Source organism: Halorubrum aquaticum, from assembly GCF_900113615.1.
Classification (GTDB): domain Archaea; phylum Halobacteriota; class Halobacteria; order Halobacteriales; family Haloferacaceae; genus Halorubrum; species Halorubrum aquaticum.
In genome coordinates this window covers 15,572-38,660 of record NZ_FOPZ01000018.1, presented here as the reverse complement: position 1 = coordinate 38,660, position 23,089 = coordinate 15,572, and the positions used below count along the sequence as shown (strand labels likewise).

At 69.3% G+C, this 23,089-nt stretch carries 21 protein-coding genes; 10 read left to right on the top strand and 11 right to left on the bottom strand.

What is annotated here, in order from left to right:
* Nucleotides 1-13: 13 nt before the first annotated feature.
* Nucleotides 14-1,810, bottom strand: a complete 1,797-nt coding sequence (locus F3H10_RS13125; RefSeq protein ID WP_149785213.1) for a hybrid sensor histidine kinase/response regulator — start codon at nt 1,808-1,810, stop codon at nt 14-16.
* A gap of 144 nt (nt 1,811-1,954) precedes the next feature.
* Between F3H10_RS13125 and F3H10_RS13120 the strand changes: the two genes are divergently transcribed.
* Nucleotides 1,955-3,463, top strand: a complete 1,509-nt coding sequence (locus F3H10_RS13120; protein WP_149785212.1) for a DNA polymerase Y family protein — start codon at nt 1,955-1,957, stop codon at nt 3,461-3,463.
* Nucleotides 3,464-3,546: 83 nt separating this feature from the next.
* On the opposite strand, the gene F3H10_RS13115 is transcribed toward F3H10_RS13120, so the two are convergent.
* The gene (locus F3H10_RS13115) at nt 3,547-3,888 is read right to left on the bottom strand and encodes a DUF7538 family protein (protein ID WP_149785211.1); all 342 of its coding nucleotides are present in this window, start codon (nt 3,886-3,888) and stop codon (nt 3,547-3,549) included.
* Nucleotides 3,889-4,072: 184 nt separating this feature from the next.
* Here F3H10_RS13115 and rnz point away from each other — a divergent pair, with 184 nt between their 5' ends.
* Nucleotides 4,073-5,005: a ribonuclease Z gene (rnz, locus tag F3H10_RS13110; protein WP_149785210.1), complete on the top strand. Its 933-nt coding sequence runs from the start codon at nt 4,073-4,075 to the stop codon at nt 5,003-5,005.
* Between the two features lie 64 nt (nt 5,006-5,069).
* Nucleotides 5,070-5,501 carry an HIT family protein gene (locus tag F3H10_RS13105; RefSeq protein ID WP_149785209.1) on the top strand — a complete coding sequence of 144 codons (432 nt, stop codon included), beginning with the start codon at nt 5,070-5,072 and terminating at the stop codon, nt 5,499-5,501.
* 53 nt (nt 5,502-5,554) lie between these two features.
* On the opposite strand, the gene F3H10_RS13100 is transcribed toward F3H10_RS13105, so the two are convergent.
* Nucleotides 5,555-6,772 (bottom strand): MFS transporter, encoded by a 1,218-nt coding sequence (locus tag F3H10_RS13100; RefSeq protein WP_149785208.1) that lies wholly within the window; start codon nt 6,770-6,772, stop codon nt 5,555-5,557.
* 150 nt (nt 6,773-6,922) lie between these two features.
* Between F3H10_RS13100 and F3H10_RS13095 the strand changes: the two genes are divergently transcribed.
* Nucleotides 6,923-7,717 (top strand): P-loop NTPase family protein, encoded by a 795-nt coding sequence (locus F3H10_RS13095; protein WP_149785207.1) that lies wholly within the window; start codon nt 6,923-6,925, stop codon nt 7,715-7,717.
* Between the two features lie 18 nt (nt 7,718-7,735).
* Here F3H10_RS13095 and F3H10_RS13090 read toward each other — a convergent pair whose 3' ends face one another.
* Nucleotides 7,736-8,257 (bottom strand): DUF7858 family protein, encoded by a 522-nt coding sequence (locus tag F3H10_RS13090; RefSeq protein WP_149785206.1) that lies wholly within the window; start codon nt 8,255-8,257, stop codon nt 7,736-7,738.
* A 161-nt stretch (nt 8,258-8,418) separates the two neighbouring features.
* Between F3H10_RS13090 and F3H10_RS13085 the strand changes: the two genes are divergently transcribed.
* Entirely contained in the window at nt 8,419-9,414 is a 996-nt protein-coding gene (locus F3H10_RS13085; protein ID WP_149785205.1) for a transcription initiation factor IIB, read from the top strand.
* 105 nt (nt 9,415-9,519) lie between these two features.
* A complete protein-coding gene (locus F3H10_RS13080) occupies nt 9,520-10,110 on the top strand; it encodes a cyclodeaminase/cyclohydrolase family protein (protein WP_149785204.1) in 591 nt (196 codons plus the stop codon).
* 11 nt (nt 10,111-10,121) lie between these two features.
* Here F3H10_RS13080 and F3H10_RS13075 read toward each other — a convergent pair whose 3' ends face one another.
* The gene (locus F3H10_RS13075) at nt 10,122-11,306 is read right to left on the bottom strand and encodes a tellurite resistance/C4-dicarboxylate transporter family protein (RefSeq protein WP_149785203.1); all 1,185 of its coding nucleotides are present in this window, start codon (nt 11,304-11,306) and stop codon (nt 10,122-10,124) included.
* 462 nt (nt 11,307-11,768) lie between these two features.
* Nucleotides 11,769-12,614 carry an HFX_2341 family transcriptional regulator domain-containing protein gene (locus tag F3H10_RS13070; RefSeq protein WP_149785202.1) on the bottom strand — a complete coding sequence of 282 codons (846 nt, stop codon included), beginning with the start codon at nt 12,612-12,614 and terminating at the stop codon, nt 11,769-11,771.
* A 94-nt stretch (nt 12,615-12,708) separates the two neighbouring features.
* On the opposite strand from F3H10_RS13070, the gene F3H10_RS13065 reads away from it, so the two are divergent.
* On the top strand, nt 12,709-14,361 hold the full coding sequence (locus tag F3H10_RS13065; RefSeq protein WP_149785201.1) for a GTPBP1 family GTP-binding protein: 1,653 nt from the start codon (nt 12,709-12,711) through the stop codon (nt 14,359-14,361).
* 112 nt (nt 14,362-14,473) lie between these two features.
* Here F3H10_RS13065 and F3H10_RS13060 read toward each other — a convergent pair whose 3' ends face one another.
* Genes F3H10_RS13060 through F3H10_RS13050 form a run of 3 tightly spaced genes read right to left on the bottom strand, consistent with a single transcriptional unit; the run spans nt 14,474 to nt 17,294 of the window.
* Nucleotides 14,474-15,343 carry an ABC transporter permease gene (locus F3H10_RS13060; protein WP_149785200.1) on the bottom strand — a complete coding sequence of 290 codons (870 nt, stop codon included), beginning with the start codon at nt 15,341-15,343 and terminating at the stop codon, nt 14,474-14,476.
* Between the two features lie 3 nt (nt 15,344-15,346).
* On the bottom strand, nt 15,347-16,252 hold the full coding sequence (locus F3H10_RS13055; protein WP_149785199.1) for an ABC transporter permease: 906 nt from the start codon (nt 16,250-16,252) through the stop codon (nt 15,347-15,349).
* A 7-nt stretch (nt 16,253-16,259) separates the two neighbouring features.
* Nucleotides 16,260-17,294: an ABC transporter substrate-binding protein gene (locus F3H10_RS13050; protein WP_149785198.1), complete on the bottom strand. Its 1,035-nt coding sequence runs from the start codon at nt 17,292-17,294 to the stop codon at nt 16,260-16,262.
* A gap of 372 nt (nt 17,295-17,666) precedes the next feature.
* Between F3H10_RS13050 and F3H10_RS13045 the strand changes: the two genes are divergently transcribed.
* Nucleotides 17,667-18,734, top strand: a complete 1,068-nt coding sequence (locus F3H10_RS13045; RefSeq protein WP_149785197.1) for an ABC transporter ATP-binding protein — start codon at nt 17,667-17,669, stop codon at nt 18,732-18,734.
* A gap of 131 nt (nt 18,735-18,865) precedes the next feature.
* Complete coding sequence (locus F3H10_RS13040; protein WP_149785196.1) at nt 18,866-19,867, top strand: D-2-hydroxyacid dehydrogenase; 1,002 nt, start codon at nt 18,866-18,868, stop codon at nt 19,865-19,867.
* A gap of 30 nt (nt 19,868-19,897) precedes the next feature.
* Here F3H10_RS13040 and F3H10_RS13035 read toward each other — a convergent pair whose 3' ends face one another.
* Nucleotides 19,898-21,130: an aminotransferase-like domain-containing protein gene (locus tag F3H10_RS13035; protein WP_149785195.1), complete on the bottom strand. Its 1,233-nt coding sequence runs from the start codon at nt 21,128-21,130 to the stop codon at nt 19,898-19,900.
* A 181-nt stretch (nt 21,131-21,311) separates the two neighbouring features.
* Nucleotides 21,312-21,653, bottom strand: coding sequence for a dihydroneopterin aldolase family protein (locus tag F3H10_RS13030; protein WP_149785194.1), 342 nt, complete (start codon nt 21,651-21,653; stop codon nt 21,312-21,314).
* A gap of 130 nt (nt 21,654-21,783) precedes the next feature.
* Here F3H10_RS13030 and F3H10_RS13025 point away from each other — a divergent pair, with 130 nt between their 5' ends.
* Nucleotides 21,784-23,043 carry an MFS transporter gene (locus F3H10_RS13025; RefSeq protein ID WP_149785193.1) on the top strand — a complete coding sequence of 420 codons (1,260 nt, stop codon included), beginning with the start codon at nt 21,784-21,786 and terminating at the stop codon, nt 23,041-23,043.
* The last annotated feature ends 46 nt before the right edge of the window (nt 23,044-23,089 follow it).

Here is a 23,089-nt window from a genome sequence, read left to right as displayed (position 1 = left end):
GGGGGCGTACCGACTACTCCGCGGGTTTCGCTTCGGGGCGGGCTATCCCGCGGATCTCGAACCGCGCGCCGCCGCTTTCGGAGTCCGTCACGGAGACGTCCCAGCCGTGTGCCGTGGCGATCTCCTTGACGATGGCCAGTCCGAACCCGGTGTTTCCGTCGGAGTCGCTCTCGCCGGGTTCGAACAGGTCGTCCCGGATCTCCTCCGGGATCCCGGGGCCGTCGTCGGCGACGGAGAAGCCGTCCTCCAGCCCGCCGATCCGGACGGTGACGGCGTCGCAGTCGACGGATCCGTGTTCGATCGCGTTCCGGAACAGGTTCTCGAAGAGGTTCCGAAGCCGGTCGGGATCGGCGAGAGCGGCCCCGTCGAGTTCGACCTCGAGACTCGCCTCGTCGGTGTCGACCGTGCCCCAACTGTCCTCGGCGAGCGCGGCCAGATCGACCGGTTCGGGGTCGCCGACGGTCTCCCCCTCGCGGGCCAGCGTCAGCGTGTGGTCGACGATCGACTCGATCCGGTCGAGCGCGTCGACGGCGGCCTCGAGGTGGTCGCTGCCGGTCTCCTCGCGGGCCAGGTCCACCCTGCCGCGGGCGACGTTGAGCGGGTTCCGGAGGTCGTGGCTGACGATCCCGGCGAACTCGTCGAGCCGCTCGTTCTGCCGGCGGAGCGCGCCCTCGCGCTCTTTGAACGCCGTGATGTCTTCCTGGAAGCCGACCCAGCCGGTGACGCGGTCGTTCTCGGCCTCGCGGATCGGCGCGATGCTGACGCGGTTCCAGAACGGCGTGCCGTCCCTGCGGTAGTTCAACAGCTCGACGCTCGCGGGTTCCTCGGCGTCGATCGACTTCCGGAGTTCCGCGACGGCCGCCTCGTCGGTGTCGGGACCCTGTAAGAACCGGCAGTTGACGCCGACCGCCTCCTCGCGGTCGTACCCGGTCATCTCGACGAACTCGTCGTTGACGTACACCATCGGGTTGTCCGGCAGGCTCGGGTCGGTGATGGTGATCCCGACGGGGGCCTCGTCGAGCGCCCGCCGTTTCGTCTCGAGCTCCTCGCGGCGGGCCGCCTCCACGGAGACGTCCCGGAGGATCCCCACGCTGCCGTCGAACTCCTCGCCCTCGTAGGGGAGGACGGCCATGTGGTCGCGACACGGGATCGGGTCGCCCTCCTTCGGGACGATGTCGACCCGGAACCGCTGGATGTCCGGATCCCCACTCGAGAGGATCGAGCCGAGCCGGTCTTCGGCCTTCTGGACCGCCTCCTCGTCTTTGATCAGGTCGGGCTTGCTTCCGAGGATCTCCTCGCGGTCGTACCCGGTCAGTTCCGCGAACGGCTCGTTGACGTAGTCGAACGTCCCCGTCTCGTCGACGACGTAGACGGGGTAGCCGAGCGCCTCGAGCACCGTCGAGTAACGGTCGGCCGCCCGGCGCGTCCGGAACTCCTCGACCGCCTGTTGAACGCGGGTGGCGAGCCGCTGGAGCTGTTCGGGCCCGCCCTTCTGGAAGTAGCCGGTGACGCCCGCGTTGAGCGCACGGCTCGCGATCTCCTCGGACCCCTTCCCCGTGTACAACACGAACGGGATCGCCGGGTGGTCCTTCCGCAGCGTCTCGAAGAACGCCAGCCCGTCCATCCCGGGCATGTCGTAGTCGCTGACGACGCAGTCGAACGACTCCGCATCGAGCCGCTCGAGTCCGGTCTCCGGCTCCGTCACGCTCGTCACCGACGCCGACGCCAGTTCGCGGTCGAGATACGCCTCGGTGAGGTCGAGCACCGAGGGGTCGTCGTCGACGTGTAACACGTCGATCCGTTCCGTCATAATCGATCAAGCGGATCCGGGGATAAACGCGTATCGGCTCCGGTATCGAGAACGGGGGCGGAGTCGGGTCGGTCGCGAACGCCGGGTTTCACCTCCGCCGCGCGTGGCGGGCGCTTAAGGGCGCACGGAGCCGACGCACGGACGATGGACGGCGGGACGCTCCCCGGAGCCGACGCGGACGACGACGCGAGCGATCGGAGCCGCGTCGTCTTCCACGTCGACATGGACTGTTTTTATGCCTCCTGTGAGCGCCTGCGAGACGCCGACCTCCGCGGCGAGCCCGTCGTGGTGGGGATGGGGTACGAGGCGGGCGAGACGATCGGCGCGGTCGCGACCGCGAGCTACGAGGCCCGCGCGTTCGGCGTCGAGAGCGCGATGCCGATCTCCGAGGCGCTCGACCGCCTCCCGAGGCGCGTTGACGCCGACCCCGAAGACCCGGACGTGCCCGATCCCGACGGAACCGGCCGCTACCTCCCCGTCGACATGGAGTTCTACGAGGCGGTCGCCGGCGACGTGAAGGCGGTGCTCCGCGACTGCGCCGACGTCCTCCGCGAGGTGAGCGTCGACGAGGCGTACCTCGACGTCACCGACCGGACCGCCTGGGACGCCGTCGGCGGGGACGACCCGGCGTCGAGCAGCGCGGCGGGGCCGAGCGACGTCCGGACGCTCGCGGAGGGGTACGCGCGACACGTCAAAGAGCGGATCGAGCGGGAGGCGGGCGTGCCCGCGAGCGTCGGCGTCGCGCCGAACATGTCGGCCGCGAAGGTCGCGAGCGACGCGGACAAGCCGGACGGGCTCGTCGTCGTCCCGCCCGGGTCGGTCGAGGCGTTCCTCGCGCCGCTGCCGACGGCGGCGCTTCACGGGGTCGGCCCCGTGACCGAGCGGGCGCTCGCGGAGCGCGGGATCGAGACCGCGGGCGACGTGGCCGACGCCGACCCCGACGCGCTGGCCGAGGAGCTCGGCGACCGCGGCCGGGAGCTGGTCCGGCGTGCCCGCGGCGAGGACGACCGGGAGGTGACCCCGCGGGGACTCCCCAAGAGCCTCTCGCGGGAGTCGTCGCTGCCGCGGACGGCCGACGAGGAGCGCAAGCGCGAGACCGTCTCGGCGCTCGCGGCCGACGTGGCCCGACGCGCCCGCGAGCGTGGCTGTCTGTACCGCACGATCGGGATCAAGGCGGTTCGTCCGCCGTTCGACGTCAACACCCGCGCGCACAGCCTCCCCGGTCCCGTCGACGACCCCGACCTGGTCGAGTCGGTGGCGCTGGAGCTGCTCTCCGAGTTCGACGACGAGGCGGTCCGCAAGCTCGGCGTCCGCGTGTCGAACCTGGACTTCGCCGACAGCGACCAGGCGACGCTCGGCGGGTTCGAGGGGGTCGACGGCGGCGGTGGCGGTGGCGACGACGAGGGCAACGGAACCGACGGCGACGACGGCGGAAACGACGGCAACGGCGGCGGAAAGGAGGGTGACGGCCGGAGACTCACCGACTGGGTCGGCGGGAAGCCGGCCGGTGATCCGGGACCGGGCTGCGATGGTCCGGGGTCGGACTGCGACGGTTCGGGTGTGGGCCACGACCGCGGCGACGACGCCGACTCCGGGGGCGGCGACGGACAGGCGTCGCTCCGGGACTGGTCGGAGGGTGGTCGGAGGGGGTAGTACCCGGCAGGACACGATCGGAGCGCGAGGGGGTCGGTCGCCTCCGTGGAGGACGACCGACGGAGCGACGAGCGCGCCCCGGGTCAGACCGTTCGACGCTCGACGGCGGGGTCCACCCCGGCGTCCGACAGGTCATCGCGGATCCGCCGCCGGAGCGGGTCGGGGACCGACTCGCGCGGGACCGGCGCGGCCGTGTCGGTGCCGGACGCCGAATCCGTGCCGGACGCGGCTGATCCGCCTTCCGACGCGGGCGACGCCCTCCTCCCTCCAGTCCTCTCGGGAACCGTCCAGTAGAGGACGGCGTCGGCCTCGGCGTAGAACTCCACGGCGAACCGGTCCCCGCCGCCGTCGTAGTGGACGCGCGCGGCGGCCCCCTCAGCCCGCCACCCCTCCTGACGGACGAGTGCGGCGATCGAGTCGTACATGGTCGCGTTCCGGGCGGCGGACACATGTCGGCTTCGACCGGCGGTCGCCGTCGCCCCCGTAGGGCCGAGGACGGACTCCCGCGGTCCGTCTCGCGTCCATCGTCCCGCTTCGCGTTCAGCGCCCCGCTTCGCGTCCATCGCCCCGCCTCGAAAGGAGTTTACCCCCGCCGGCCGCAGGGCGGGTATGTCCCTTCGCGTCACCTTCCTCGGGACGGGCGGTGCCGTCCCGACCACCGAGCGCGCGCCGAGCGCCCTGTTCGTCAATCGCGAGGGCGACCGCCTGCTGTTCGACTGCGGCGAGGGAACCCAACGCGGGATGATGCGGGCCGGCACCGGCTTCGGGCTCGATCACCTGTTCGTCTCGCACCTCCACGGCGACCACGTCCTCGGGATCCCGGGGCTGATCCAGACGCTCGGGTTCAACGACCGGACCGAGCCGCTCTCGATACACTGTCCGCCCGGCACCCGCGAGGACCTCCACGACCTCGTCCACGCCGTGGGCCACCAGCCGGGGTTCCCGGTCCGGATCGAGGAGGTCGCCCCCGGCGAGGTCGCGCTCGACGCCGACGGCTACGAGGTCCGCGCCTTCGAGACGACACACCGCACCGTCTCACAGGGATACGCCCTCGAGGAGGCGGACCGCCCCGGCCGGTTCGACCGCCCGAGAGCCGAGGAGCTCGGCGTGCCCGTGGGGCCGAAGTTCGGCCGGCTCCACGCGGGCGAGTCGGTCGAACTGGAGGACGGAACCGTCGTGGATCCCGATCAGGTGGTCGGGCCGCCGCGGCCCGGTCGGACGCTCGTGTACACCGCCGACACCCGCCCGCGAGAGCGGACCGTCGAGGTCGCCGAGGACGCCGATCTCCTCGTCCACGACGCCACCTTCGCCGACGGGATGGCCGACCGCGCCCGCGACACGGCCCACTCGACCGGCCGCGAGGCGGGCGGGATCGCGGAGCGCGCGAACGCCAAGCGGCTCGCGCTCGTCCACGTCTCCTCGCGGTACGCCGGGGACGCCTCGCCGATCCTGCGGGAGGCGCGCGAGGCGTTCGACGGGGAGTGTCTCCTTCCCGACGACGGCGAACTCCTCGAGGTCCCGTTCCCCGACGCCGAGGAGTGATTCCGCGACGCCCCGGACCCCCGTTCGGGAAACCTTGATACGTCGCGGCGTCGACCTCCCGCGTATGTCCGACGAGTGTATCTTCTGTTCGATCGTCGCCGGCGATATCCCGGCGCGGACGGTGTACGAGAGCGACGAGGTCCTGGCGTTCCTCGACGCCAACCCGCTCGCGCCCGGCCACACCCTCGTGATCCCGAAGACGCACGCGGCCCGGATCGGCGACCTCGACGCCGCCCCCACGAGCGCCCTCTTCGACGCGGTCGCCGAGCTCGCTCCGCGCGTCCAGGAGGCGGTCGACGCCGACGCGGCGAACGTCGGGATCAACGACGGCGAGGCGGCCGGCCAGGAGGTGCCGCACGTCCACGCACACGTCATCCCGCGGTTCGAGGGCGACGGCGGGGCACCGATCCACGCGGTCGGCGGGGAGCGTCCCGACCTCTCGGACGACGATCTGGACGCGATCGCGGACGACGTCGCGGGAGCGATCGACGCGTAAGCACCGCCCGCCGATCGTAAGCACCGCCCGCCGATCGGTACCGCTCGACCGGGTCACCCCCGTCCGCCGGCCAGGCGGTCGGCCGCCGGAAGCGTGCGGAGCCACAGCATCGCGGCGGTTCCCACGAGCGGCCCGACGACGAGCGGGGCGAACGCCCACCGCCAGCCGACGGCGTCGCGTACGACGGGAACGAGCTGGATCGACGCGATGGTGATGAGGAACCCGACCGCGGTCTGAAGCGTGAGCGCCGACCCGACGTAGCTCTCGTCGGCGAGCTCCGAGACCGCCGCGGAGAACTGCGCGGAGTCGGCGACGATGACGAAGCCCCAGACGAGAACGAACGGGACGACCACGACGGGCGGGGCTCCGAAGACGACGCCCGCGAGCACGCAGGCGGCCCCGGAGACGGTCATCGAGGCGCTGGTGACGACGGATCGGCCCCAGCGGTCGGCCGCCGAGCCGGCCAGCCACGCGCCGACGCCGCCGACGGCGATCGTCGCGAACGCGAGCAGCGCGGCGCGACGGTCGGCGGCGACCACTCCGCCGGCCTCGAAGCTCGCGGCGAGGTAGACGGGGATCCACGTCCAGACCGCGTACAGCTCCCACATGTGGCCGAAGTAGCCGAGGTTCGCGAGGAGGACGCCGCGGTCGGTGACGATCCGCCGGATCGCGCTCGGGTCGAAGGGAGCCGTCTCCGGCTGATGTGGACCGTCCTCGTACGCGAGGACGAGCACGCCCCCGAGGGCCGCGAGGGCGGCGGTGCCGTACAGAACCACGTCGGGACGACCGATCCCGCTGACCGCCCGCAGGAGGTGCGGAGATGCCGATCCCACCGTCAACGCGCCCACGAGGACCCCGATCGCCAGCCCCCGCCCCTCGTCGAACCACGACGCCATCATCTTCATCCCCGTGGGGTACACGCCCGCGAGCGCGACGCCCGTCAGGAACCGCAGGAGGATCGCGGGCGGCCCGCTCGCGACGACCGCCGCGATGACCGCCGTCCCCGCGGCGCCGGCCAGTGCGGAGCCGGCGAACAGGTATCGCGGCGGGACGACGTCCGCGATCGTCAGCGACGCCGACGCGAGGGCGCCGACGACGAATCCGAGCTGGACCGCGTTGGTCAGCCAGGCCGTCTCGGCGGGAGAGAGCCCCCACGTGGCGGCCAGCTCCGGTCCGACGGCGGTCCCGCTGAACCAGAGCGTCATCGCGAACAACTCCGCGACGCCGACGAGCGCGAGCGCGCGCCACTTCCCGTCTGCGATGGCTGCCATCTACCGGTCACGGTACTGAAAATCGAAACATAAACGTTGGGACGACCTCCGGGGCAGACCGCACGAACGACGGGGCTCCCGTTCCGTCGGCGGAGCGGTCCTCCCGAGGCGATCCGCGACGCTTAACAACCGACTCCAGAGAGCGAGTCCATGCACGCGACGACGCTCGCGCTGGTCGGGGCGACCGGCGGCGCGGGGACGACACGGACGGCCGTCGAACTGGCGACGGCCGGCGCGCGCGGCGGTCGGGACGTGGCGGTGATCGACGCCGCGTACGCGACGCAGGGGCTCTCCGAGTACGTTCACGGTCGGATCGGAACCGACCTCACGACGCTCCTCACCGACGAGGCCGGCGCGTCGCTGTCGGCGGCGACGTACCCGATCGCGCTCGGCGGCCGGTCCGGCGGCGGAGGCGACGAGGCCGGGAGCCTTCCGGGACGCGCGGACGTGATCCCCGCCCGTGCTCCGTTCGAACGGGTCGCCCGCGCGAAGACGTCCGAGGCGGCGCGCAGGCTCGAACGGCGGATCGACGAGGCGGCGACCGCCTACGACGCGGTGGTCGTCGACGCGTCGCCGGTGGCATCGAACGAGGCGGTCGCGGCCGTCACGGCCGCGGACGGCGTCGTCGCGGTCCGCCCCGCGACGCCGCACGGCAGCGACGCACTCCAGCGGCTCCACGGTCGGATCGCCGACGTGGGTGCGAGCGTCGACGCGACGGTCGCGGTGTCCCGCGGGATCGGCGCCGAGGCCGACGCCGACGGAGCGTCAGCCGACGCCGACGTGACGCTCCCGGAGACGGACCCGCGCGTGACGGCCGCGCCCGTGACAGCGACGGGGGACGGGGACTACTCGCGGACGGTCGCCGACGCGTACGCCCGGCTCTTCGATACGACGCTCGAGGTCGACTTCTCGGAGGAGGGGCTGATCGAGCGAATGAGGACGTAGCGACGGAGGTCGGCGGAGTCAGCGGAGGTCGTCGGACGATCCCAGCGCGTCGCCGAGGGGGTCGTCCGCGCCGAGGCCGGACCCGAGCGGCGAGGACCCCGCGAGCTTCGCCCCCACCACGTCGGCGACCGCCGGAACCGGGTCGTGCGTCTCGACGTACGTCGCGAGCGCGAAGTCGGCGTCGTCGCCGCCGGTGAGCGCGACCGCCTCGCTGCGGGCGATCCGGCCGTCGAGCCAGTCGCGAACGATCCCCCGGCGGGTCGGCGCGAGCGGGCAGACGCCCGAGACGCCACAGCGGTGGAGGGCCTTCGCGGCGGTCATCGGCGCGACGCCGGCGTCCGCGGCCGCGTCGCCGACGCTTCGACCGGCGGTGTACGCGTCGACCAGCGTCGCGGTCGCCTCCGGCGTACACGGCAGGTCCTCCGCGTGCTCGCGCAGGCGCTCGGCCAGCGGCGTCTCCGTGTCGTCGGCGACGGCGACGCCCCGGTCGCGCTGGCCGACGGTCACCTCGAGCCCCTCCGCGATCTCCGACAGCGTCATGTCGACCGCTCTCGCGTTTGAGTAGATAAAACCACCGTACTCCGTCGGGGCCGACCCCGATCACCGACCGGTAACCGGTCGGTTCGAGCGCGCGGATCCGACCGTCGACCCCCCGATCCACCGGGGTTTAAGTAAGGGATCGGGACCGAGGTTCAGACGTGATGAGCAAGGCACCTTCGACCCGCGCCCGTTCGCGTCGTTCCCGGAACGCCCGCGTCGCCGAGACGACCGCTCGAACCGCCGAAACGACCTCGTCCGCGTCCGCCGAAACGACCTCGTCCACGGCCGACGCCGTCCACGCCGCCGAGGAGTGCCCCGAATGCGGCGGGCGCACCGAGGTCGACAGCGCCGAGCGCGCCTGCGTCGACTGCGGGCTCGTGCTCGAGGCGGACCGGATCGACCACGGTCCCGAGTGGCGCTCCTTCGCGGACGACGACACGAACCCGAAGCGGACCGGGGCGCCACTGACGCGCTCGCGGCACGACCGCGGGCTCTCGACGGAGATCGGCCGGTCGACCCGGCTCAAGGGACGGAAGCGTCGCCGGATGGCGCGGATGCGCACCCAACACAACCGCGCGCGGATCTCCACGAAACGCGACCGCAACAAGGTGTACGCCTACACCGAGATCCGGCGGCTCACCGGCGCGTTGGAGCTGCCGACGAGCCTCCGGGACACCGCCTGTGCGCTGTTCGACTCCGCGCAGTCGGAGAGCCTGCTCCGGGGTCGCTCGCTCGAGGGCTTCGCGGCCGCGTGCGTCTACGTCGCCTGCCGCACCGCCGACGTCGCTCGGACCGTCGGCGAGGTGTGCGCGGAGGCGAAGGCGACCGAGGCGGAACACCGCGCCGCCTTCGACGCGATGAACCGCGAGCTCGGGCTCCCGATCGGTCCGGCCGCCCCCGCCGAGTACCTCCCGCGGTTCGCGAGCGATCTCGGGGCCTCCCCGACGGTCGAGGCACGCGCCCGCGAACTCGCTGACCGCGCCGTCGAGGAGGGGATCGCGAACGGCCGCAACCCGGTCGGCGTCGCCGCCGCCTGCCTGTACACCGCGGCGCGCCAGTGCGACGTCGACTGTACCCAGCAGGAAGCCGCCGACGTCGCGGGCGTCACGCCCGTGACGATCCGCCGGACGTACGTCGAACTTCGCGAGGAATCGTAGCCGGTTCCGCCCGTGTTCGACCGACCGATCGCCCCTCGCCCGTCCGACACGCCCGTTAAGGGTCGTCGGGCGCGTACCACCCGTCGTTCGGATCGAACGCCACCGATGAACCCCACGACATCCCCGATCGACGAGTTCCTCGCGAGCGTCGCGTCGAAGCGCGTGGCCCCCGCGGGAGGCACCGTCGCGGCCGTGGCCGGTGCGATGGGCGCATCGCTCTGTGAGATGGTCTGTATCCACACCCTCGAGAACGACGAGTACGCGGCCGTCTCGGCGGAGACGGCCGACCTCCGGGAGGAGTTCCGCCGACGACGTGGACGGCTTCTGGACCTCGCGGCGGCGGACGCGACCGTCGTCGAGGAGTCGTTCTCGGAGGCGGCCGGCGAGCTCGAACGGTCGGACCGCAAGCGGTCCGTCGGCGTGCCGCTCGCGATCGCCGACGCCTGCGGGGCCGTCCTCGAGTCGGCCGTGACGGTCATCGAGACGGGCAACCGAAACGCCGTGGCCGACGCCGCGACCGGCGCGTTCCTGGTCGACGCCGCGCTCCGGTCCGCCCTCTTCACCGCGCGGGAGAACCTGTCTCTCGTCTCCGATCCGTCGTCCCTCGAGGAGACCGAGCGGCGACTCGACGGGATCGAATCGCGCGCCGACGACGCCCGCGAGCGGGCGGCGGCCCGCCTCGACGAACGGACGTGAACCGGGGGACCTCAGGTCGACTCGGACGCCGTCGCCCCTCCGGCGACCACTCGCACGACGGCCCGCGTCATCCCGAGGAACGTCAGCCCCCACACGCCCAGCGCGAACCACCCCCAGTACGCCGGCACGACCGAGAGCAACCGGAACGTGCCGATTCCGGCGAGGTTCAGCGTACAGGCGGTATACATCCCCATCGGGAAGACCCTCCCCCACGCGGTCGGCGCGTACGCGTGGTATCGCCGACCGACCCCGAGCCGCGCCCACGGAAGGAGGACCACCCACGTCGGCGGTCGCGAGTCGACGCCGTCGGCGAGGAACGCCCAGACGTCGAGGACGAGGAGAAGCGGGATCCACCACGAGGCGATCGCCCACGCGAGGAACGTGACGCCGACGATCACCGGCGCGTACGGGGCCCACCCCGCCGCCGACGCCAACTGCGGGCCGATCGTGGTCCCGGCGAGCGTCGTGATCGCCGCCGCACCCATCGTGATCCAGTACGGTCCGGTCCAGTCGTCGGGCCGGACCGCGCCGTCGAGCAGTCGATAGGTGACGACGGTGACGACGACGAAGTACAGCACGTATCCCGAGCCGAAGTAGCTCACGCTCAACAGGACGGTCACGTCGGCGTACGCCGGCAGCGCCTCGGCCAACAGCCCTCCGAGGACCGCGAGCGACTGCATACAGACGATCACCAGCAGGAAGGCGCCGTCGATGCGCTCGCTCACGTCCGCTTTGCGCGCGCCGACGATCTCGGTCGCGAACAGGTAGTACAGAAGCAGCGGGGTGGCGACCACCGTCGTCGCCCAGAGCGCGGCGGCCGCCGCCGTCGCCTCCGAGAAGACCAACAGCTGGACGCCGACGGTGTTCGTCGCCACGACGAACGTCAACGTTCCCCAGTGGCGCTCCCGGTCCCGGAGGTCGGCGAGCACGCGCTCGGGGAACCTCGTCAGCCGCGCCGCGAACAGGAGGAGCAGACCGTAGCCGCCGACGGTGAGGACGTACAGGGGCCGAGCGACCGCCGCGACGCCCAGCTCCCGGAACGCGACGGAGACGATCCCGGTGGACATGACGAACCCGAAGTACGCCGGGTCCAGCGTCTCTATCGCCCGGCCGAGGCGAGCAGTGACCGACCTCTCGTCGGAAACGGATGGGTCGTCAGGGGCGGATCGGTCCTCCGTTCCCGGTGTGTCGGTCATGGCTGTCCCACGGCGGCGTCGTCGCCGCCGATCCGTGCGCTGCTGGTCGGGGAAACCGTAAGTGCGTACCGTTCTCGGGTACGTGGCGGGGAACGGTCGGCTCGATCCGTCTCGACACCGACGACCCGAACGACGCGTCACGAGCGGCGGCGTCTCGCGAGAAGAAACGACGGGCGAGCCGTCGTCCGTGACGCCCGCCGGGCGGCCGCGACCGCGTCAGCGAGGACCGCGACGGGGGGAGGGTCGGCCGAGCGCCGATTGGGGGGAGGGGTCGGCGACGGCCGGAGGGCAGGGGAGGGCGAGGGAGGGCGGGGGAGCGCCGCGCCCGCCCGACGGGGCGTCACGCACCTAAACCGACGCCCGGTCGATGATTCTACGTTAGCCATGGACGGTCCGGATGAACCGTACAATACGCACGGATCGCTCGATCCGTGTCGACGCCTCGACGATCCCTCGATCCGCTCAGGATTCCCCGAGCTTGTGCTGGAACGCGAAGAAGACGCGCCGGCCGGTCTCCGTGAGGTGGACCGTGTCCGAGCGCCCGACGTCCTCCAACTCGACGTAGCCGCGGTCGCGGAGCGGGGAGAGCACGTGCGTCTCCAGCGCGCGGTACTTCGCGGTCCGGCTCTCGCCGGCCTCCCGCAGGAACGAGAGATCGCGCTCGCGGGCCCACTGGATCAGGTTCCACTTGTCCGTCGTCCGGTTTCGCTCGGCCCGCTCGCGGAGCCGCCCGAGCACCGCGACCTGGTCGGTCGTCGGGGCGTCCATCGGGTACAACGGCAGGTCGACCGTCGCCGCGACGCCGGCGGTGAGCGGCGTCTCCTCCACGTCGTGGCGGTGGACTTCGGGCTCGACGCTGTAGGGTCGGGCACCGACGACCATACACGCGATGGCGACGCCGACCGCGGCGATCCGCGGGCCGGTCGAGACGTTGGCGAACAGCCGGTCGCCGTCCGGTTCGCCGGCGTCGTGGCGGGCGGCGACGGTAGTCGTCACGCCGAGCACGTCGTACACGTCCGCGAGCTCGACGGGCAGCGCGCAGACCTCGGCGAACTCGGCGGCCTCCGCCCAGGCGTCACGCTGGTAGTCGGTGAGTCGGTCGACGTCGACGCGGCTCCCCTCCGGGCCGGCGGCGGCCGCCTCGAAGTCGACGGCGCCGCGGTCGGCCTCCCGGCCGGGGGCGTCCGCGAGCAGGTACGTCACGTCCGCGCCGTGGCTGCGGAGGGGTTCGACGATCCGGTCGTGCTCGTGGCCGAGCGGCACGACGTGGACGCGCCGTTCGGCGACGCGGGGGACCGTTGTGTCCATGTCTCGTCTCCCCGCGGTGACGGCATAAATGGTGCGTCCCGTAGGGGCGGATACCACGAAAACGGTTAAGCCCGGCTGTCGCCTACGAGACGACATGAGCGCTGACCGGTCCGCCCTGCGGCGGGCCATCGAGCGCGGCGAGCGCGACGGCGGGGCGATCGAGTTCAAGGAACGGCTCACCCGCGAGGTACACCTGGCGGACGGCCGGATGGAGTCGCTCGTGGCCCAGCTCCGCCACCGGGTGCTCTCCGGGGACGGCGAGGCGACGTACGCCCTCGGCGTCACCGACGACGGCGGGCTCGCCGGGGTCTCCCCTGACGCCTTCTCGGAGACGATGGACGTGCTCTCGCTTCTGGCGGAGGAGGCGGACGCCCACATCGCCGACGTGGAGACCTGGAGCGCGGGGGCCGACGGGGACGGCGACGCCGCGGGACTCGTCGGCCTCGCGACCGTCCGCGAGGGCGGGATGTTCGAGGCGGACGACGACCACCTCGTGGTCGGGACGGCCGGCCACGTCGACCACGGGAAGTCGACGCTCGTCGGGACGCTCGTCACGGGCCGGGCCGACGACGGACAGGGCGGCACCCGCGGGTTCCTCGACGTCCAGCCTCACGAGGTCGAACGCGGACTGTCGGCGGACCTCTCGTACGCGGTGTACGGCTTCGCGGACGACGACGAGCCGGTCCGCATGGACAACCCCCACCGCAAGTCGGACCGCGCCCGGATCGTCGAGGAGGCGGACCGGCTGGTCTCGTTCGTCGACACCGTAGGCCACGAGCCGTGGCTCCACACCACGATCCGCGGGCTGGTGGGCCAGAAGCTGGATTACGGCCTGCTCGTCGTCGCCGCCGACGACGGCCCGACGGCGACGACCCGCGAACACCTCGGGATCCTGCTCGCGACCGAACTCCCCACGATCGTCGCGATCACGAAGGCGGACGCCGTGAGCGACGAGCGGCTCGCCGCGGTCGAACGCGAGGTGGAGTCCACCCTTCGCGACGCCGGCCAGACGCCGCTTCTGATCGACCGTCACGGCGTCGACGTCGCGGTCGCGGAGGTCGGCGACGGGGTCGTCCCCCTGGTCCGGACCAGCGCGGTGACCAAGGAGGGGATCGACACGCTCGACCGGCTGTTCGAGACGCTGCCCAAGCGAGCGACGCCGGAACGCGGGACGTTCCGGATGTACGTCGACCGCAGCTACAAGGTGACCGGCGTTGGCGCGGTCGCCTCCGGAACGGTCAACTCCGGGACCGTCGAGGCGGGCGACGAGCTCCTCTTAGGTCCGATGGGCGACGGCTCCTTCCGCGAAGTCGAGGTCCGCTCGATCGAGATGCACTACCACCGGGTCGACAAGGCGAAGGCCGGCCGGATCGTCGGGATCGCGTTGAAGGGCGTCGACGAGGCGGAGATCGAACGCGGGATGGCACTCGTCCCCCGCGACGCCGACCCGGAGCCGGTCCGCGAGTTCGAGGCGGAGGTGATGGTGCTCAACCACCCGACCCGGATCCGTGAGGGGTACGAGCCGGTCGTCCACGTCGAGACCGTCTCGGAGGCGGCCGCGTTCGCGCCGGCGGAGGGTCGGCTGCTCCCCGGCGACACGGGACGGACGCGGGTCCGGTTCAAGTTCCGCCCGTACCTGATCGAGGCGGGCCAGCGGTTCGTCTTCCGCGAGGGGTCGAGCAAGGGCGTCGGAACCGTTCGGGACGTGGACCCGGACGATCCGGCGGGATCGGACGGCGGAGCGTAGCACACGCTTTCTCGGGAACCGATCTCGGAGACCGATCGGGAGGGATGCGATCGAAGGAAGGGAGGCGAAGAGACGGAAAGCGAAGGGACGGTGACGGCCGTCCCGCGCTCGACTAGACGTACTCGAGGATGTCCCGGAAGTTGATCGCGACGGCCAGCGCGGCGCTGACGACCAGCACGATGATCGTCGCCATCGGGTCCATCGCCTCCGTTCCCTGCGAGTAGACGACCATGCCGTACATTTCCTTGGTGAGCGCGTCCATGGTTCCGCCGACGAAGAAGACGCGGATGAAGTCCTCGAACGAGCGGAGCCAAGCGAACACGAAGCCCGCGGCGATCGCGGGCGAGATGATCGGGAGGGTGACGTCCTTCAGCACGCTACGGCCGTCCGCACCGAGGTCGCGTGCGCCCTCCTCGAGCTTGCCGTCGAACACGGCGAGCCTGGCGGTCACCGGCAGGACGATGAACGGCAGTCCGTACACCGAGTGGGCGAGCACGGTCCCGAAGAAGCCGGGGGAGATCCCGATCACGCGGAACAGGATCAGAAGCGAGATCCCCATGATGATCCCCGGCATCAGAAGCGGGACGATGACGAGTCCCCTGAGCATCCCTCTGCCGCGGAAGGTGTGGCGGGCGATGGCGAATCCCAGCGGGACGCCGATCAGAGTCGCGACCGAGGCGGATACCGTCGCCACGAACGCGCTCTGTCTGGCCGCCAGCAGGAGCCCCTCGTTGGTGAACAGGCTGACGTAGTTCTGGAGGGTAACTCCTTCGAACGGGAACAGCACCGCCGAGTTCTCCATGAACGAGAGCGCTATTATCTGCGAGAGCGGGAGCCAGAGGAACACGATGATCCCGAGCGTCAGCGCCCACATGCCGTAGGAGGCGATCGCGCTCACGACCCGATCGACGGAGACGGTCCCCGTGAGTCCGGGCTCGCCGACGAGACGAGACAGCCGACTATGTCCTTCACTGTCCGCCATGGTTTACCCCATCGCCTCCAGGCTGGTGGTGCGCATCACGATCGCGAACGCGATCAGAGTCGGGATGATGAGGAACAGCGACCCCGCCGCGCCGTAGTTGATGGCGTACAGTTCGTTTATTCTGGCCGTGAGCACCTCGGCGATCATGGTGAACTTCCCGCGTGCGAGGAACTGCGGCGTGATGAACGTCCCGAGCGCCGGGACGAACACGAAGACGCACCCGGTGATGAGCCCCTGTGCCGACAGCGGGACAACGACGTCCTTCGCGATCTCGATCCGCGTCGCCCCGAGGTCCCGCGACGCCTCGATGACTCCGTAGTCGATCCCCTCGAGACTCGAGTACAGCGTCAGCAACATGTACGGGAAGAAGGCGTGAGTAAGCGAGATGACCACGGCCGCGATCCCGTACTCGAAGATCCCCACCGGTTCGGAGAATAGAGGGGTCGCGAGCAGCGCCGAGTTGATCAGCCCCTGGCTGCCGAAGAGAGAGAGCCACGAGTAGATGCGCACGATGAAGATGGTAAAGAACGGGACCAGGACCGCGAACAACACGACCTTGAACCGCCGTCCGGAGAGCCGCGTGAGCAGGTACGCGACCGGGTACGCGAGAACGACCGTCAGGAACGTGGTGGCCGCCGCGATGCGCAAAGAGAGGAGGAACGAGTCGACGAAGGGCGTCTGGAACAGCCCGCTCTCCCCGACGAACAGGTCCCGGTAGTTCGACACCGAGAAGGACCACACCACGTCGTAGGAGCTGTTGATCTCCGCAAAGCTCACCATCACGAGGAACGCCGTCGGGACCAGTATCAGCCCGAGCAGCCATCCGACTCCTGGTCCCGCCATGAACGCCAGCTTCGCTCGCTTTCCCCGCCGTTCGAACGCGTCGCCGAGCTTCTGGATGGTGCTCATCTCGTGTTCACGCGTTCTTGACCCGTTCGAACATCTCGATCCACGCCTCGTCCCGTTCCGCGGGCTTGAACGGGATCATCCCCTCGAGCACGCCGGGTTCGATCTGGAGCGACTCCGTTTCGATGTTGTCCATCGCGTCCTGTGAGGTGTTCATGATGTTCCGGTTCTCCGACAGTGCCGCCCCAGTCTCAGGGGAGATGTACTCGTTCAACACCTGGAAGGCTGCCTCCTTGTTCTCGGAGCCGGCCGTGACGATAGCCCCCTCGAACCAGGTGAGCTCCTCCTCGGCCGGCTGGGAGAACTCCAAGGGATCGTAGTCGTTCATGATCCCCACGTGTGTGCTCCGATTCGCGAACGACACGATGATGTTCCCGTTCTGGTAGTCCTGCGTGAGCGTCTCCTCGTCGTGGATGAATCCGAGGAGGTTCGGCTTGAACTCGGTCAGCGTCTCCTCGATCGTCGTGAGCTGCTCGTCGGTGAACGACACCGTGTCGCCCTCGAACGCCTCGGTGTAGCCGAGCGCGAGCCCCGTCGCCATGATCGACTTGTAGTAGCCGTCGTACAGCGTGATGCTTCCCGTGAGGTCTACTCCCTCGATCTCCTCGCTGAAGAGGACTTCGTAGGAGTGTTCGTGGTCCTCCGGGAGCACCGAACTGTCGTACCCGTAGGCGTACCAGCCGAACTGGACGGGGACCCCGTAGACGTCTCCGCTGTCGGCGAACTGACCTTCGGCCGCGCTCTGGAACGTGGGATACAGCGCGTCGAAGTTGGTCATTACGTCCATGTCCACCGGTGCCGCCAGGTCGGCATCGATGAACCGTGGGACGTACTCGTTGTTCGGAATGACGATGTCATACTCCTCACCACCGCCCGCGTTCACGGTGGAGAACATGTTCGCGGAGCCGTCGGCCACCGAGACGTCGAGCGTGACGTCCTCAAGCGCCTCCTCGATTTGATCGTTGACTCCGTCGTATCCCGTCCACGTGAGGATCGACACCGTGGTTCCGCCGCCGCCACCCATACACCCGGACAGGCCTGCCATACCCGTAACACCGGTCGCGCCTGCCGCCTTGATGAATTGCCGTCTGTCTACCATCGTCGTCAACCGACTTCTACTTCTATGTAATAAATCTACTCTAGACAACACATGAACAGTGGGTGATTGTCCTAATATACTTCTGAACCATTCCTCTACAGCGAATAAATGGATCGATCATCCATTTTCGTAGATCGTGTGAGGCGTCCGCTACCGCCGCGAGATCCGGGCGCTGAAAAATTATCCATCATACGTCCTATTTGATAGCCGGATAAGCCCAATTCATAGGTACTATCTCCCTTAAGGTGTATGTATTATCAAAAATATACGAGTTGATCGGAAGAAAGCTTGAATATGCGCCGTCCGGTCGGTCGCGGTATGACGACATCAATGACGGCAGTACGACTCGATGGCGTCCGCAAGGAGTTCGGCGATACGACCGCCGTCGATGGGATCGACATCGACCTCCAACGCGGGGAGTTCTTCTCGCTGCTCGGTCCGTCCGGCTGCGGGAAGACGACCACCCTGCGGATGATCAGCGGTTTCGAGACTCCCACCGACGGTTCGATCCGCATCGAGGGTGAGGACGTGATCCACCGGCCGCCGAACAAGCGGAACACGAACCTGGTGTTCCAGAGCCTCTCGCTTTTCCCCCACATGACCGTCGCCGAAAACGTGGGATATGGGCTGAAAAAGGACGGCGTCAATCCCGGCGAACGCGAGAAGCTCATCGAGAAGTACCTCGACATCGTGGATCTCTCCGGGTACAAAACCCGGAAGCCGCAGGACCTTTCAGGAGGCCAACAGCAGCGCGTGGCCATCGCCCGTGCGCTGGTGAACGAACCGGACATCCTGCTTCTGGACGAGCCCCTCTCGAGTCTCGACCGCAAACTGCGCCAACAGATGCAGGTCGAGCTCCAGGAGATCCACGACCGCGTCGAGAGCACGTTCTTCTACGTGACACACGACCAGGACGTGGCGATGAGCATGTCCGATCGGCTCGCCGTGATGAACGACGGGCGGATCGAACAGATCGGCACGCCGAAAGAGATCTACCGCGAGCCTGCGACCGCGTTCGTCGCCGATTTCATCGGTGACACGAACCTCCTCGACGGCGTCGTCGAGAACACGACGCACCCGCCACGGCTCGAACTGGATGCCGGAACCGAGGTGACGGTCGATCTGGGCGATTCCTCCGTGAAAGGCGACGTGATCGCCTCCATCCGGCCCGAGGAGGTCCGACTCACGGAGCCGGGTGCCGGCACGATCGACGGCACGATCGTCAACCGCTTCTTCCACGGGGAACGCACGAACCTAGTGATCGAACCCCACGACGACTCGCTTCCGGAACTCGACGTCGCCGTTCAGGGACGGTCGGACATGCCCGATTCCGAGGAGGTCTCCGTCGAATTCAACCCCGACGCGATGAGCGTGTATGCGAAGTAGCCGCCCCGTTCGACCGCTCGCAGTCGCGCGATCGACGACGGCTACCGTCGGATCACCGTTTCACTAACTCGCCACCCCGACCCGAACGTGAACCCACACACCACCGATCCGAACGGACGTATCGAACCCGTATGAAAGGCAGCGTCGACCCGACCACTGACGCCGCCGGTACGGACGTACTGCTCCACCACAGCGTCTCGGCCGTCTTCGGCGGCGACTTCGTCCGATCCCTGCGATCGCAACTCGATGCGACGCTCCCGTCGGAGGACCGGATCGAGACGGCGACGACCGCCGTGGAATCCGGTGCGGCGATCGGCGATGCGGACGTCGTCTTGACCGTCCGGCCGGTTAGCGAGGAGCTCCCCGAGAGGGCGGCACCAGATTGGGTCCAGACGCTCAATTCCGGGGTCGACTCGTACGATCTCGACGAGCTCGCGGATCGAGGGATCGCGGTGACGAACGCCGCCGGCGTCGCGGCGAACCCGATCGCCGAACAGGTCCTCGGCTACTTGCTCGTCTTCGAGCGTCGGATCCACAAGGGGATCCGCCAACAGGAGCGCGACGGCATCTGGCGGGATTACTCCGCGGGCGAGCTCGGCGGGAAGACCCTCGGGATCGTCGGCGTCGGTGCGATCGGCACGCGCGTCGCGGAGCTTGCGTCCGGGTTCGACATGGAGGTGATCGGCACGAAACGCACGCCCGAGACCGCCCCCGATATCGTCGACGAGGTTTACCCACCCTCCGAGCTGCCGGAGCTGCTCGCCCGCTCCGATTACCTCGTTCTCGCCTGCCCCCTCGTCGAGGCGACGCGCGGGCTGATCGGCACCGAGGAGTTGATGTCGATGCGATCGGATTCGGTCCTCGTGAACGTCGCGCGCGGGGAGGTGATCGAGGAGAACGCACTCGAGACCGCCCTCCAGCGAAACCGGATCCGCGGGGCCGCCCTCGACGTCTTCGAGGAGGAGCCGCTCCCTCCGGAGTCCCCGCTTTGGGACCTCCCGAACGCGATCGTCACCCCGCACATGGCGGGGACGACCCCGAAGTACGGCGACCGGATCGGGTCGCTGTTCGAGGAGAACTACCGGCAGTACGTCGCCGGCGATCTCGACGACCTCCGCAATCGGGTCGTCTGATCTCGAGCCTCGGTGCAGACCGCGGACGGTTCAGTCGTCGGCCTCGACCGCCGAGGCCTCAGCGCGGACCGTGGTCGCCAACGCAGCGATCCCCTCGTCGATCCCGGCGGGCGAGACGTGGCTGAACGAGAGCCGTGCGTTGCGCGTGCCCCCCTCGTCGGCGTAAAAGAACGATCCCGGGAGGTACGTCACGCCCTCGTCGATGGCGTCGGGGAGCATCTCCTCGGCATCGATCCCCTCGGGGAACTCGAGCCAGACGAAGAACCCACCGTCCGGCTCGCTCCACGTCGTCCCCGGCGGCATCCGCTCCGCTAAGCTCTCCAGCATCCGGTCCCGCCGCTCACGATACCCCACACACAGCTCCTCGATGGCCCGGTCGAGCCGACCGTCCTCGGCGTAGCGGGCGATGAGTCCGCGGGTGTAGCTGGGCTCTCCGCCCGCGTTGATCCGGTCGAACTGTTCGACGAACGACTCCTCCGCGACGATCCAGCCCGTGCGGACGCCCGGAGCGACCGTCTTCGAGAACGTGTTGGCACGGATCGTCCGGCCGCTCCCATCGAGCGCCCTGATCGGCGGCGGTTCCGCCCCGTCGTACCGGAGCTGTCCGTACGGGTCGTCCTCGAGGACCAGGAAGTCGTACGTCTCCGCCAGTTCGAGGAGTCGCTCGCGACGGTCCTCGGGAAGCGTCACTCCCGTCGGATTGTGGAAGTTGGGGATGGTGTACAGCAGTTTGGGAAGTGCCGCCCCCGCCGCCTCGCGGGCCTCGAGCTCGTCGGCGAGCGCCTCGACGTCGAGTCCGTGGGCGTCCATCTCGCATCCCTCGATGTCGACCCCGTAGTTACGGAACAGCCGCAACGCACCCATGAACGTGGGCGCCTCGACGAACACCGTGTCGCCGGGGTCGAGGAAGGTCTGACACGCCGTGTCTATCGCGTTCGTCGCGCCGTTCGTCAGATGGATCTGCGAGGTCGTACAGTCCATCCCACGGTCGCGGGCCCGTTCGACGATCACCTCCGGGAGCGCGTCGGCGTACTCGCCGCCGCCGTACTGGAGCGCGCGATCCCCCTCGTACTCGAAGAGGGACTCGGCCGCCGAGACCAGCTCCTCGTTCGGGAACGACTCCGGATACGGGAAGCCGAAACTCAGCGGGACGGCCTCCGCGTCCCGGATCGACCGCCATGCCCCGTACACGGAGGCGTTCATCGTCTCCCGAACCGTCTCGCTGAACAGGTGATCGAGGCCGTTCGACTCGGATCCGTTCATTCGGTATCGTCTACCGACTCCTGTTTCAGTAACATAAACGTATTGTCCGAGATATTCAAATGATCAATCACATATTGACAATATAGTGTTCTGCTTGTTGGAAAAGCGCGGCCCGTTCTGAACGTATACGGACGGAGGTTCGACGGGAGATCCCCGCCGCGGGGGCCCGGCTGGCGTCAGGTCACTCCGTCACCGAGACCAGTTCCATCAGCGGGTAGCCGTCGCGCATCGCCATGCGAGTGTCGACGACGGTTCCCTCGTAGTCGATCCGCATCTCGACGTCCATGAGCGAGCCGGTCAGCTCGGTGTAGCCGTTCACGTGGTCGATCGCGTCGGCGACGCGGTCGTCGTGGATCGTCACGTCGACCGACGCACAGAACGGCTGGTTCTCGATCGCCTCCGCCATCGCGGCCTCCAGGCTCCGCGCGCTCGCCGGACTCACGGGGGTCCCCGCGAACTGGTGGTACAGCGAACCGAACTTGATCCCCGCCTCGAAACACGCCTGTTGGGCGTCCGTAGCCATGCTCGAAGGCGGGAACCGTCGGCGTAAGAAGCTTCGGAGCCGGCGTGGGGGCGGGGCGGATCCGCGGCGGGTTCGCATCTCCCGCCGGCTTCGATACGTTTTACCCACGCGCCGCGTGTCGTGGACGTAAATGAACGAGAACGGCCGGTCGATCGTGGCGTTCACCATGGTGTCTCACGCGATCGTCCACACCTACGAGCTCTCGATCCCGATCCTCGTCGTCATCTGGCTCTCGGAGTTCTCCGTGACGACCGCGACGATCGGCACCATCGTCGCGGTCGGGTACGCGCTCTTCGGGATCGGCGCGCTCCCGAGCGGTCTCCTCGCCGACCGCTACAGCACGAAGTCGATGGTATTGATCGGGTTGGCGGGAATGGGCGCGTCCTTCCTGCTCTTGAGCGCCGCACAGGGAACGATGACGATCGCTCTCGCGCTCGGCCTGTGGGGCGTCTTCGCGAGCATCCATCACCCGGCGTCGCTCTCGCTCATCTCGACGGGCGTCTCCGAGAGCGGGACCGGGTTCGCGTACCACGGGATGGCCGGAAACCTGGGGATCGCGTTCGGGCCGCTCGTCACCGCCTCGCTGCTCATCGTCTTCGACTGGCGGCTCGTCTCCGCGCTGCTCGTCGCCCCGGCCGTGCTCGCGGTCGCGTACGCGCTGACCGCCGAGTTCGACGAGATGGCCGCCGTCGACGTCGACGACGAGGACGGAGACGGGGACGACCGGTCCGACGGTCCCGACTCCCTGTCCGGGTTCCTCGCGGACAGCCGGGCGCTTTTCACCCTCGGGTTCACACTGGCGCTGGCGGTCGTCCTGATGAACGGGCTGTTCTACCGCGGGACGCTCACGTTCCTGCCGGACGTGCTCGGCGGCTTCCTGCCGGATATCTCGGGGACGATCGGCCTCTTCGCGCCCGACAGCCCGATGGCCCAGGAGTTCGATCTCGCCTCGTACCTGTACGCGGGGCTGTTGACCGTCGGGATCGCCGGCCAGTACGTCGGCGGCAAGCTCACCGACCGGATCCGGGTGTCGGCCGGACTGGCGGCCGTCTTCTCCGCGCTCGTCGTCCTCTCCGTGGCCTTCATCCCGGTCGCCGAGGCCGGGCTCTGGCCGCTGGTCGCGATCAGCGCCGTCTTCGGGTTCGTCCTGTTCTCGATCCAGCCGCTGTATCAGGCCGCCATCGCGGTCTACAGCCCGCCGGACGGGCGCGGGCTCTCGTACGGCTACACCTACCTCGCCAACTTCGGGTTCGGCGCGGCCGGTGCGGCGCTCGCCGGCTTCCTCCTCAACGCCACGAGCGTCGGGCGGACGTTCCTGCTTTTAGCGCTCATCCCGGCGGTCGGCGTGGTCATCGCGCTCGTGCTGTTCTCGGTCGTCGACGCGGAGTAGGCGGCGTTCGACGACCCGTCGGCGAACGGAAGGCGTTAGGGCCGCG